The sequence below is a fragment of the Acinetobacter sp. CY73 genome, from assembly GCF_059515865.1.
The window spans coordinates 31,137-43,676 of sequence record NZ_JCAKMZ010000010.1; the positions used below are offsets into that span (position 1 = coordinate 31,137).

A 12,540-nucleotide genomic window follows, 5' to 3' on the forward strand; every position below is an offset into this window, starting at 1 on the left:
ACATGTCGAACCATCAGCCTGTTATCAATTTAATGGGACCTACAGCCAGTGGGAAAACAGCTTTGGCATGTGAGCTTTACGAACGTGGTGGATTTGAAATCATTTCCGTGGATTCTGCCTTAATTTATCAAGAGATGGATATTGGTTCTGCAAAACCAACGAAACAAGAGCAAGCACTCTATCCGCATCATTTGATTGATATTATTACGCCTTTGGAAGTCTATTCTGCTGCACAATTTGTAGAAGATTCAACACGACTCATTGATCAAATTCATGAAAATAGCAAAACCCCAATTTTAGTTGGTGGTACGATGTTGTATTTTAAAGCTCTACTTGAAGGTCTAGCGAATAACCTACCTACTGCCGATGAGTCGATCCGACAAGAAATAGAACAGCAGGCAGCCCGAAATGGGTGGGAATCGGTCTATGAAGAGCTCAAAAGCGTTGATCCTCTAGCGGGTGAGCGATTTAAAATTTCAGATCGGCAACGTATTATCCGTGCACTTGAAGTTTATCGATTAACGGGTCGTCCAATTACACAATTACAAGCAGAACAGCCAAAACAAACAGCATATCGTTACAATTTTCATAACTATGCATTGATGCCAGATCGGTTAGAATTGCATAAACGAATTGAACTTCGTTTGCAAAAAATGTGGGAAATCGGTTTTTTAAATGAAGTTGAGTATTTAATAGGAAAATACAATTTAAGTGATAATTTGCCGTCAGGAAGATCAGTCGGTTATCGTCAAGCTTTAGAATTTCTTAAAAATAGTGATAAAGGTCACAATAATAAACTCGAAATGGAGGACAAATGCTTGTTTGCAACACGACAACTTGCAAAACGTCAATACACATGGTTACGTTCTTTGCAAGAAGCGCACAGTTTTAAAACTTATTTATCAATTAAGCAAGCTCAAGAAGACTTGCGAAACTTATATGGATAAAGCAAAATTTACGCACTGTCTTTTTTATAAATTTTAATTGAAAAATAAAGATAGTTTTTGCGCTGATTTTAAATTTTTTGGAGTATAAAATGTCTAAAGGTCAAACTTTACAAGATCCGTTCTTAAATTCTCTCCGTAAAGAACGTATTCCTGTTTCTATTTTCTTAGTTAACGGTATTAAATTACAAGGTCATATTGAATCTTTTGACCAATATGTTGTTCTTTTGAAAAATACTGTAAGCCAAATGGTTTACAAACATGCGATTTCTACAGTTGTGCCTGCACGTAACCCACGTCCTGCTGGTGCTCCTGCTGGCGCTCCTGCTGCTGGCCAAGGTGGCTTCGGTGGTCAAGGTGGCTTTGGTGGTCAAGGTGGCTTCGGTCAAGGTGGCTTCGGCGGTCAAGGCGGTGGTTTCGGTGGTCAACCAGGTGGCTTCGGCGGTCAAGGTGGCTTCGGTGGTCAAGGCGGCTTCGGTGGTCAAGGTGGCTTCGGCGGTCAACAAGGTGGCTTTGGTGGTCAACAAGGTGGTTTCGGTGCACCTGCAACCCCTGGTTTCGATGCAGAAACTAAATTCGATGACACTCAAGAAGATGACAATAATCGTTAATTGATTGTTATAAAAAAAGAAGACGCCTTTATGGCGTCTTTTTTTATGAAGATTAAATGATGAAACGATATGTAAATAGCCCGAAATTATCGGGCTTTTTTAAATACTCAAAGAGCAATATTTAAACCAATCAAACCAGCTAATTTAAAATTTAATATGGTCTATAAATTAATCTAGTTTTGCTGAGTACCTTTAATTTCAACATAGGTATTACTGCGTAGTTCACGTAACCAGCTATCTAGTTCAGCATCAAATTGACGCTCACCTAAAATTTGTCGTGCCATACGTGATTGTGTTTCTTTCGTCATGTCTTGTTGACGTTTGTCAGTGACTAGCAGAATATGCCATCCAAACTGGGTTTGGAAAGGTTGGCTTACTTTACCTACCTCAGCACTTTGCATTATTTTGTCAAATTCAGGAACCATCATGCCTGGGCTAACCCAACCTAAACTACCACCATCACGTGCCGAACCAGGGTCATTCGAATAAGTGGATGCAAGGGTCGCAAAATCATTTCCAGATTGAATACGGCTATAAATACTATCAATCATTTGCTTCGCATTTTCAGGGCTCACCACTTCTGATGTTTTAATCAGAATATGACGAGTTTGAAACTGTGGCACAATGATTTTTTGATCATTTGATTTGCGATCGATGAGCTTTAGCACATGTAAGCCGTCTTTGGCTTGAATAATTTCAGTGGTTTGACCATCGTTAAGTGGGGTTACACGTGCAGCAAGTTCAGATGGAATATCTGAAAATGAACGGTAACCCATATCAGCACCATTCACCTTGATAGTCGCGGTACCGTATTTCTTTTCAACAGCTTTTACGTCATTAGTATTCGCTAGATCTGCTTTAAGCTGGTTGGCAACTTGCGTAATTTCTTCTGCAGAACCTGTCCCTGAAACTCTGAAGTGGAGCACATGGGCTTGACCACCAACAGCAGCTTGCCCTTCTGGCGATTTCAAGAAATTCTCTACATCTTGATCGCTGATCTTAATTCGAGACATGACTTGTTGCTGACGTAAACGTTGGATTAACAAGTCATCAGCTACACGTTCACGTAAGGTCTCATATGTGCCCGGTGCAACTTTATCAAGCTTTTGCTGGAATTCTTCTAGGTTCTTCGAGCCAGATTGAGCAGCGACTTTCATAACTGCTTCATTTAAACTTTTTTCATCTGCTTGAATCGCATAACGCTTGACTTGCTCGAGTTGAGCTTGGTGCATAATCAATTGATTCAGGATTTGTGCCTCAAGAACATTGCGCGGTGGTACTTCTTTTTTTTGCGCCTGAAGTTGATGTTGTGCTTCAGCAATACCTTGATTCAAATCGCTTTGCAAAATAGCACTTTTACCCACAATCGCGATAACTTGATCGCTAGGTGCGGCAAATGTTTGCATTGATGAAGAAATAATAAGTGCCAATGCTGTTGTCTTAAAAATTTGTTTTAAATTTTGCATCTTCATTAATGGTTCCAATTTTGTTTAACTTTATCAAAACCTAAAATACGGTTTTCAAGTAAAGAGCTTAATTTACTATTTAAGCCACCAAGTCCTTTGAGTGTGAACTCCGCCATAATAGCGCGTTTTTCTTTGGTTGTTGAAAGAGAAACATCGTCTAAGTCATTGAAATAAGAACGACCATAGACAGAAACACCCCAACAGCATGATTCATAATTGACACCGAGTAAATATTCACGAGCCACACTATTATCTAGATCATATTGTACATGACCCATAATTCGCCAATTGTCTTTCACGGGTTGAATAAATGATGCAGTCACCTGATCGTATTTCTCTTGACGATCTAAGAGCTTACTACGATTGAAGTATCCAAAGTTATAAAGATTACCTTTATTACCTGTGTAATACACTTGGAAATCACGTTGCGCATTGTCACCATTCGACATCCACATCGAATTCGCGTTCACACTGAAATTTTGTGAAAGTTGACTGGCAATGCTGATCACAGGGCCTGTTTGACGTTCTGTGTTAAATGGATCGTCTTGGCTGTTATTGAGGGTAACTTTACGGTCATCGAAATAAAAACTTTGACCAATGCTGGTTCTGAGTTTTTCCAACCCCGTTGTACTAAAGAGACTATAGCTTAGGCCGAGTGACAAGAAGTTATTGTCTTCTAAGCGATCGTGACCATAAAAACGTTTTGGATTAAACAATTGATCGTAGTTTAATGAGGCAGCAGTTGAATCAAAGTTAGGATAATCATCTTGATTTTGATGTGGAGCATAAGCATAGAAAGCGCGAGGAGAGAGCGTTTGTAGGTATTTACCTTCACGCTCAAATGTTAAACCTGTGTCTAAAGTAAATTGTGGCACAACAACAGATTTATCTTCTGAGTTCGATCTAAAGTTCGCATTTTCAACAGTATCTTGATCATAGAAATTATTTAAGCTACGCACAGACACTTCAGGGACAACAAAGCCCCAAGGTTGTTTTAGATTATATCGAAGCGCCATTTCATTATAAATACGGGTACCATTAGGCTCTGCTTGATCTTCAAAATTACGGATATTCTTTTTAAAATAAGCGGTGTCGTTATTAAATTCGAATTCTAGCCCCTGAACGTCACCCTTAGTGTAATTGACTAAAAGTTGCGGTAATCTCGCATAAGGGCGATCAATATCGGCTAAATTAGGATCAAGTGTCTGGAAATCTTCGACACGCAATTGAGCTTGGAGTCCCGGAATACCATTGCCATAATTGAGCTGCCATGCCCGTCTTTGGTTGAGTTCAGTTCGGGTATTGGGGTCGTTATCCAAATCTGCAAAAAAGTCTTTATCAGAGACATAGTTGTATTCAAGATTTGTAGACCACTGATCATCAATCTTCCAACTATGGAGGTAGTGTAGATCTTTACGATCCTCATTATTGTAGTCTTTGTCAGAAGGTAAATATCCACCCCAAATTCGACCACCACCAAAGTCTTGTGTTAAATATCTAAATTCGCCTTCGGCCATCAAGCCACGACTACCAATATAGCGTGGGGTAATAGTTGCATCGTAGTTCGGTGCAAGGTTTAAATAAACGGGTGCAGCAAGCTCAACGCCACCATCATTCGTGAAACCAAAGCTTGGGGTTAAAAGACCTGTGGTTCTTCGATCATCAATCGGGAAGTTAAAATAGGGCACTGCCAGTACAGGGGTGTTTTTAATATAAAGTTTAGTGCCTTTGGTTACGCCACGCCCAGTATCTTGATTAATTTCAATCTGATTGGCTTGTAATTTCCAAGTCGGGTTTTGTTCAGGTGGACAAGTGCTATAGGTTGCATTTTGCATCACCATTACATTGGGAGAAGTGCGTTCTATATGCTCTGCATGACCATGTCCGTGGGTTGCTTCTGAAATATAGAAGCTATTGTTGAGCTCGCCAGTTTGATCTTTAAGGTTGTAGTCAATCTGATCACTTTGAGCAAGAAGGCCAGATTGTGCCATTTGCACATTGCCTTTGGCTTGAGCAAAAGTTTGTGTTTTATCAATGGTAATAGAGTCGGCACGAATCATGCGACCTTGCTGATCAATAACAACATTCCCATCTAGTGTTGAGTCACCGTTTGGATTGTAATAACCGTGATCAGCTGTAATGACTGAAGTAGCTTCAGCGGCATCAACAGCTTTGGTCTCTGGACTAATCGGGGTGAGCCAAGTGTTGTTACAGAATTTTGCAGATGTCGCAAGTGTACTTCTAGCCTGAGCTTCAGGAGAGTCTTTACTGACATAATATTGTTCAAAGAAATTTTGCCCAGGATACGTTTCCTTAATCGCTGAATTAAGTTTTTGATTGTCTATCTCTGAAGCTAAATCATTGGATTCAGCATAACTTGATACATTGCTTCCGCAAAGTAAGGTCAATATAGCAGTCGCTAAAGGATTGAATTTAAACTGATGCTTCATTTGTCTCATTAACCAAGTATGCTAATCGCAATTAATTATTGTCGCATCATAGAGAAAAATCTGATAAGTGGCTACACTTAGCACTTCAAATATTCAGCCTGTACTAGAATTTATAGCAAATGAATACACAACGTGAACAATTGATACAAACATGGATTTCAACCGTTCTACAATCAGATCAAGCAGAAATCAATTTTTTAGCAGGCGATGCAAGTTTTCGTCGTTATGCACGAATTACTTTGAATAATAAAACATTTATGTTGATGGATGCACCTCCTGAAAAAGAAGATTGTGTGCCTTTTGTGACCATTGACGAATTCTTTGACCAAAATGGTGTTCGTGTTCCACATATTATTGCCAAAGATTTAGAGAATGGTTTTTTATTACTTGAAGATTTTGGTGATGTCGTACTTTCAACATTACTGAATGAAGAAACTGTTGATGAACACTATGCACAAAGCTTTAAACAGCTTGTTCATTTGCAATCGATCAATGGTGAAGGGTTTTTACCGACGTATTCTTATGAAAAACTCATCAGTGAAATGGAGTTGCTCACAGATTGGTTATTGCCCTCATTGGATATTCAACTGACCAAAGAAGAATCGGCATTAATTAAACGCACTTTTGCAATTTTAGCCAATGCAGCAGTAGCGCAGCCTCAAGTGATTGTACATCGTGATTTTCACAGTCGTAATCTCATGCAAATTGCAGGTGAAACTGAGCAAGGTGTAATTGATTTTCAGGATGCAGTCATCGGTGCGGACACCTATGATTTGATCTCGATCACACGTGATGCCTATGTGCAGTGGAATGCAGATCGTGTCTATGGTTGGTTTAAGACTTTCTATGATCTATTACCTGAAACAGCGAAAGTAGACCGTGATTTTGAACAATTCAAGCGTGATGCGGACCTTATGGCGATTCAACGTCATATTAAGATCTTAGGTATATTTGTTCGTTTGTTTGAGCGCGATGGTAAGTCGGGCTATTTAAAAGATTTACCCCGTGTGATGTGGTATTTACTTGAAGAAAGTAAGCCATACCCAGAATTACAACCATTTATGCAGTTTATTGAAACACGAGTATTGGCTAAATTTGAGCAAAAATTTGGTCAATATGAGGTGGTTGCATAATGAAAGCGATGATTCTAGCCGCAGGATTGGGGAGTCGTATGCGTCCCTTGACACTGTATACGCCAAAACCTCTGCTGGAAGTGGGAGGCAAACCTCTCATCGTTTGGCATATCGAAAAGCTCAAAAAAATGGGTGTGACTGAAATTGTGATTAACTCTGCTTGGTTGGCAGATAAACTCATTGGCACACTGGGTGATGGCGCTCAGTTTGGTGTTCGAATTTTGTGGACGCGTGAAGATGAGGGTTTAGAAACTGCGGGCGGTATCATCAATGCTTTGCCATTATTAGGTGATAAGCCCTTTATCTTGGTCAATGGTGATGTTTGGACGACCATGGACTTTGAGCCACTTCGGCATGTAAAGCTGGGTGCTGATCTTGCACATTTGGTTTTTGTAGATAATCCGAAGCAACATCTTGAAGGTGATTTCACGTTATTGAATGGTCGTGCGTTTAGCTTTGATCAAAAAATCGAAGGTGAGAATCTCACGTTTAGTGGCATTTCAGTGATTCATCCGCAATTGTTTCAAGGTTTAGAGGTAGATAAGCGTCCATTAGCACCACTGCTCAAGCAAGCAATGTTAGATGGGCAGGTTTCAGCTGAAAAGTTGCAAGGGGCCTGGGTAGATGTAGGAACGCCAGAACGTTTAATGGAACTCGATTTGCAAATTCGTGATGGCTTCTATGCTTAACTGTGTAATCCCTAATCGTTAAATAGTGTTCCACGATGCATAAATGGGTATACTTTGTTTTAAATTTTACTTAGATGTTATCTGTTTATGCATCCTTTTTTTCAAGAGTTACAGCAGGGTAGTCAAAAATTAGGTTTGTCGTTAAGCGATGAAGCTTTGGCATTGTTGTTGAAGTATCAAGACGCATTGGTGCTTTGGAATAAGGCTTATAATTTAACTGCGATTCGTGATCCTAAAGAAATGCTGGTGAAGCATTTATTGGATAGTTTAAGTATTTTGAATGATTTACCTGAGGGTCGCTTGTTGGATGTTGGAACAGGTGGAGGTATGCCGGGGATGATCATTGCCCTTTGTCAGCCAGAACGCCAATGTGTCCTGTTAGATTCAAATGGTAAAAAAATTCGGTTTCTTAAACAGTTTATTGCAGACTTAAAATTAAAAAATGTAGTTGCAGTTCAAACGCGTGTTGAAAATGAAGAGAGCATTAACGAGTTAGGTCAATTCGATGTGATTACCAGTCGCGCATTTGCATCTTTAACTGATTTTATTACTGCATCACGTCCGTTTATGCATGAAAAAAGTATCATTGCTTCGATGAAGGGTTTAATTCCTGTCGATGAAATTGAATTGCATAAAAACGAGTTTAGTTGTGACATCATCGAATTAAAAGTTCCACGATTAGATGAACAGCGCCATTTACTTTTATTAAAACAGATTTAAAAAATTCTAGGGATTGGGGTTAACATGGCTCAAATTATTGCTATTGCGAACCAAAAAGGTGGCGTAGGTAAAACGACAACTGCGGTGAATTTAGCTGCTTCATTGGCCGTATTAAAAAAACGTGTGTTATTGGTGGACATGGATTCTCAAGGGAATGCCACCATGGGCTCAGGCATTCAAAAGAACGACATGCTTTACTCAATAACCGATGTGTTATTGGGGGAAGTGCCTATTGAAACTGCCATCATCAAAGCGGATGTGGGTTATCGTGTTTTAGGTGCAAACCGTGATTTGGCTGGTGTTGAGCTTGCGATTGCTGATCAAGAGGGTCGCGAGTTTATTTTACGTGAAGCCTTAAAATCCATTCAACAAAACTATGATTATATTGTCGTAGATTGTGCGCCAAGTTTAAGTTTAATCACGATTAATGCCTTGGCGGCAGTGGATGGTGTCATGATTCCGATGCAGTGTGAATATTATGCGTTGGAAGGTTTAGCTGACTTAACTCAAACCATTGATCGTATTCAACAAGCGCTCAATCCTGATCTGCAAATCGTGGGTGTTCTACGGACCATGTATGATGCGCGAAATGCATTAACACGTGATGTATCGGATGAATTAGAACAATATTTTGGTAAAAAATTATACGATACGGTGATTCCACGTAACGTTCGTTTAGCCGAAGCTCCAGCACATGGCTTGCCGATTATTTATTTTGAAAAAAGTTCAAAGGGTGCGGTTGCTTACTTAAATTTAGCAGCTGAAATGTTAAAAAAAAGCAAAGTGAAAAAAGGAAGTAAAGCATGACCGTAAAAAAAAGAGGCTTGGCTAAAGGTCGTGGTTTAGATGCGTTACTCGGTTCTATTCAAAAAGAAAAATTACAATTAGAAGTCCAAGCGCTCGACCATGGTCAACTCAAACAAATTCATGTCAAAGATTTAAAACGGGGTAATTATCAGCCACGCCGTTTTATTCATGAAGAAGATTTACAAGAGTTAGCGGCTTCGATTAAAAAACATGGTGTCATGCAACCGATTGTGATTCGTCCCATCGAGGATGATGTTCATCAATACGAAATTATCGCAGGTGAACGTCGCTGGCGTGCGGCACAAATTGCGGGATTAACTGAAGTTCCTGCAATTGTACGTGACTTATCGGATCAAGTTGCGATTGCGTTGGCATTGATTGAAAACATTCAGCGTCAAGATTTAAACCCTATTGATCAAGCAATGGCACTTCAGCGTTTCCATGAAGAGTTTGGTTTGAGTCATCAAGAAATTGCAGAAACTGTCGGTAAAGCGCGTACTACAGTCAGTAACTTACTTCGTTTACTGAGTTTGGCTGATCCAATTAAAGATCATATTCAACGTGGTCAATTGGATATGGGGCATGCGCGTGCAATTTTGACCTTGAAAGAAAAAGATCAAATTCAAATTGCGAAAATCGTGATTGAAAAAAGTTTATCTGTACGTCAAACCGAACAATTGGTGCGCGATTTGAATGCACCGAAGCAAGATAAACCGAAGCCTCGAGTATCTTCTGATCTAGAACAATTGACCCAAAAACTCTCAGAACGTTTTAGTGCGGATGTGAAAATTGATCATAATCAGCAAGGTAAAGGGAAGTTGGTTATTCACTATCATTCTTTAGATGAGTTAGATGGAATCTTAAATATTTGCTTATCTGACAAGGCTTAAAAATATTCACTTTTTTTTAATTTTGGGGAATTAAAAATGTGGGAATTAGTAAAAGCGGGTGGTTGGCTCATGCTACCACTCATTCTTTGTTCTATTTTTATGGTCGCTATTGCGATTGAGCGCTTTATTCGTTTAAAGCGTAATTTGGTTTTACCAGAACATTTGATGATGTCTAAAGCGACTGATTTAAATCTGGTGACTAAAGATTTAGATAATCCACATATGGCGCGCACCAGTTTATCGACTATTTTAAAGGCTGGGTTAGATTCTGCCCCTCAAGGAGAGGCATATGCTCGCGCACAAATGGAAGCAACAGCATCTAAAGAAGTGATGTATCTCGAAAAAAATGTCAATTTTCTGGGTACGATTAGTGCTGTAGCCCCTTTGCTTGGGTTACTTGGAACTGTGGTCGGTATCATTGAGTCATTTCTAATGCTTGACGTCAATGTTGGATCCAATCCAACAATGATGATTCCAGGTCTGTCAAAAGCATTGATTACAACGGCTGCGGGGATGGTGGTTGCAATTCCAGCATTATTCGCATTCCGTTATTTTCAAAGACTAGTGCAAGAATATATTGCAGAGTTGGAGCAGCAATCGACGTTATTTCATGCCGCTTTATTTTATCAAAATCATACTGAAGCCGATCAGCAAAAGTAGGATAATGTAAAGGGAAGTGCGATGAAATTTAAACGTCGTGAAGTTGAAGATATTACGATCAATTTGACACCGATGATTGACTGTATTCTGTTCATCTTGGTAATTTTATTATTAACAACGACTTTTCAACAGCAAAGTCGATTAAATTTAAGCTTACCAGATGCACAAGGTGTACCACCTAAAGACTTTAATCATAAGGTTGAGGTGATGGTGGATTCATCTGGACATTATTCTGTCAATGGTCAGGCAATTTCTTCAAAAGAAGTTCCTGATTTGAGCGCTGCGATTCGTCAAGCATCGAATGATCGTAAAGATATGATGTTTGTCATTGCGGCTGACTCTGCTGCAACACATCAAGACGTGATCCGAGTGATGGATGTTGCAGGACAACTTGGCTTTGTAAATATTAATATTAGTACTAAAGTACCCACTAGAGGCTATTAGTGAATCAAGATTTTAAAGTATATTTGCGTCTACTTAGTTACTTAAAACAGTACTGGGGAATTGCATTAATTGTGGTATTTGGTTTTATACTCAATGCTGCTACAGAAGTGTCAGTTGCCAAGCTTCTTGAGCACATCATTAATGCCATTCAAAATAAAGATCAAAGCTTTACAAATCTGTTTCCGTTTCTAGTAGTGCTGCTCATGTTCTTTCGAGGACTGGGCTTGTTTTTAGGTGGATATTACACTTCTGTCATTTCCAGAAATCTGATTTTTAATATTCGCCAAGAAGTCTTCGCTAAACTGATGCGTTTGCCTTCGCAGTATTATCTGGACAATACCAGTGGTCATATCACTGCAAAGATTATGTATAACGTTGAGCAGCTCACTGCTGCAACGACAGAATCGCTCAGAACATTGTTACAACAAGGCTTGATCACCATTGGTCTGTTGGGCTATTTGTTTTACTCAAACTGGCGTTTAACGCTGTGTATTTTGATCTTTACCCCTTTAATTGGGTTGCTGATTCGAAAAGCGGCGACTCGTATGCGTAAGCTTTCCAATCAAGTACAAGACACCATGGGGGATGTGAACCATGTGGTTCAGGAAACTGTAAATGGACACTTGGTTGTTAAAGGTTTTGGTGGTCAGGAACATGAGCAAGCCCGCTTTCGTGAAAGCTCTTTAGAGAACTTGAAGCGCGGTTTGAAAATGGTGGCGGTGCAACAATTAAACAGCCCAATTGTACAGTTCATCATGTCATTGGCATTGAGTATTGTAATTTGGATTGCGTTGCGTCCAGAAATTATGCAAGACACTTCAGCAGGGCAATTCGTGGCGTATATTACGGCTGCGGGTATGTTAAGTAAGCCGATTAAAGCGTTGACTGATATTAATGAAAAATTACAGCGCGGGATGGCGGCAGCTCACTCAGTATTTGAATTACTGGATTTACCTGAAGAGCTGAACGCAGGCACTTTAAAGCCGACTCTTCAGGGTAATATTGAGCTCAAAAATGTTGATCTCATCTATTCAGATGGTTTTCATGCCATTCAGAACTTTAACTTAAAAGTAAATGCCGGTGAAACCGTTGCATTAGTTGGACGTTCTGGAGCAGGTAAGTCTTCACTGGTCAATCTGTTGGTGCGCTATCAAGAATCAAGTTCAGGTTCGATTCTATTTGATGATATTGATATTCGTGAGATTGAGGCAACAGCGTTGAGGTCTCAAATATCAATGGTCAATCAACAAGTTGTACTCTTTAATCGTACTGTGCGTGAAAATATTGCGTATGGTCAGCTTGAGGGTTCAAGTGATGAGCAAATCATTGCAGCGGCCAAAGCTGCCTATGCACATGATTTTATTATGTCATTACCTCAAGGTTATGACACGCCATTGGGCGCACAAGGTTTAAATTTATCGGGTGGACAGCGTCAACGTATTGCAATTGCTCGCGCCATTTTGAAAAATGCACCGATTTTGATTTTAGATGAAGCAACCAGCGCTTTAGATAACGAATCTGAATATTTCATTCAGCGCGCTTTTGATGCTGCAATGCAAGGTCGAACCACGATTGTGATTGCACATCGTTTATCGACAATTGAAAATGCAGATCGAATCGTGGTAATGGATCAAGGGAAAATTGTAGAGCAAGGAACTCATGCAGAACTATTGGCGATGCATGGCGCTTATCATCAATTACATCAAAGAAATTTTGAGGAATAAGC

The 12,540-nt window shown here is 39.7% G+C and carries 12 protein-coding genes; 10 read left to right on the forward strand and 2 right to left on the reverse strand.

Annotated elements, in window-relative coordinates; genetic code table 11:
- Window positions 1–2: 2 nt before the first annotated feature.
- Complete coding sequence (gene miaA / locus AC5YD2_RS06725; protein ID WP_496125587.1) at window positions 3–947, forward strand: tRNA (adenosine(37)-N6)-dimethylallyltransferase MiaA; 945 nt, start codon at window positions 3–5, stop codon at window positions 945–947.
- A gap of 89 nt (window positions 948–1,036) precedes the next feature.
- Window positions 1,037–1,555, forward strand: a complete 519-nt coding sequence (gene hfq, locus AC5YD2_RS06730; RefSeq protein WP_496125588.1) for an RNA chaperone Hfq — start codon at window positions 1,037–1,039, stop codon at window positions 1,553–1,555.
- Window positions 1,556–1,728: 173 nt separating this feature from the next.
- Here hfq and AC5YD2_RS06735 read toward each other — a convergent pair whose 3' ends face one another.
- Both AC5YD2_RS06735 and AC5YD2_RS06740 read right to left on the reverse strand, forming a co-directional pair.
- Window positions 1,729–3,027 (reverse strand): peptidylprolyl isomerase, encoded by a 1,299-nt coding sequence (locus AC5YD2_RS06735; RefSeq protein WP_496125589.1) that lies wholly within the window; start codon window positions 3,025–3,027, stop codon window positions 1,729–1,731.
- Complete coding sequence (locus AC5YD2_RS06740; RefSeq protein ID WP_496125590.1) at window positions 3,027–5,471, reverse strand: LPS-assembly protein LptD; 2,445 nt, start codon at window positions 5,469–5,471, stop codon at window positions 3,027–3,029. The genes AC5YD2_RS06735 and AC5YD2_RS06740 overlap by 1 nt, the downstream gene beginning before the upstream one ends.
- 119 nt (window positions 5,472–5,590) lie before the next feature.
- On the opposite strand from AC5YD2_RS06740, the gene AC5YD2_RS06745 reads away from it, so the two are divergent.
- The 8 genes from AC5YD2_RS06745 to msbA all read left to right on the forward strand — a co-directional run bounded on the left by AC5YD2_RS06745 (window position 5,591) and on the right by msbA (window position 12,538).
- On the forward strand, window positions 5,591–6,604 hold the full coding sequence (locus tag AC5YD2_RS06745; protein WP_496125591.1) for an aminoglycoside phosphotransferase family protein: 1,014 nt from the start codon (window positions 5,591–5,593) through the stop codon (window positions 6,602–6,604).
- Complete coding sequence (gene murU, locus AC5YD2_RS06750; protein ID WP_496125592.1) at window positions 6,604–7,293, forward strand: N-acetylmuramate alpha-1-phosphate uridylyltransferase MurU; 690 nt, start codon at window positions 6,604–6,606, stop codon at window positions 7,291–7,293. Before AC5YD2_RS06745 ends, murU begins: the two co-directional genes overlap by 1 nt.
- 87 nt (window positions 7,294–7,380) lie before the next feature.
- Window positions 7,381–8,013, forward strand: coding sequence for a 16S rRNA (guanine(527)-N(7))-methyltransferase RsmG (gene rsmG, locus AC5YD2_RS06755; protein ID WP_496125593.1), 633 nt, complete (start codon window positions 7,381–7,383; stop codon window positions 8,011–8,013).
- 24 nt (window positions 8,014–8,037) lie between these two features.
- On the forward strand, window positions 8,038–8,820 hold the full coding sequence (locus AC5YD2_RS06760; protein WP_496125594.1) for a ParA family protein: 783 nt from the start codon (window positions 8,038–8,040) through the stop codon (window positions 8,818–8,820).
- The gene (locus AC5YD2_RS06765; RefSeq protein ID WP_496125595.1) at window positions 8,817–9,710 is read left to right on the forward strand and encodes a ParB/RepB/Spo0J family partition protein; all 894 of its coding nucleotides are present in this window, start codon (window positions 8,817–8,819) and stop codon (window positions 9,708–9,710) included. Before AC5YD2_RS06760 ends, AC5YD2_RS06765 begins: the two co-directional genes overlap by 4 nt.
- A 36-nt stretch (window positions 9,711–9,746) precedes the next feature.
- Complete coding sequence (locus tag AC5YD2_RS06770) at window positions 9,747–10,370, forward strand: MotA/TolQ/ExbB proton channel family protein (protein ID WP_496125596.1); 624 nt, start codon at window positions 9,747–9,749, stop codon at window positions 10,368–10,370.
- A gap of 21 nt (window positions 10,371–10,391) precedes the next feature.
- On the forward strand, window positions 10,392–10,814 hold the full coding sequence (locus AC5YD2_RS06775; RefSeq protein WP_496125597.1) for an ExbD/TolR family protein: 423 nt from the start codon (window positions 10,392–10,394) through the stop codon (window positions 10,812–10,814).
- Window positions 10,814–12,538: a lipid A export permease/ATP-binding protein MsbA gene (gene msbA, locus AC5YD2_RS06780; protein ID WP_496125598.1), complete on the forward strand. Its 1,725-nt coding sequence runs from the start codon at window positions 10,814–10,816 to the stop codon at window positions 12,536–12,538. The genes AC5YD2_RS06775 and msbA overlap by 1 nt, the downstream gene beginning before the upstream one ends.
- Window positions 12,539–12,540 lie beyond the last annotated feature (2 nt).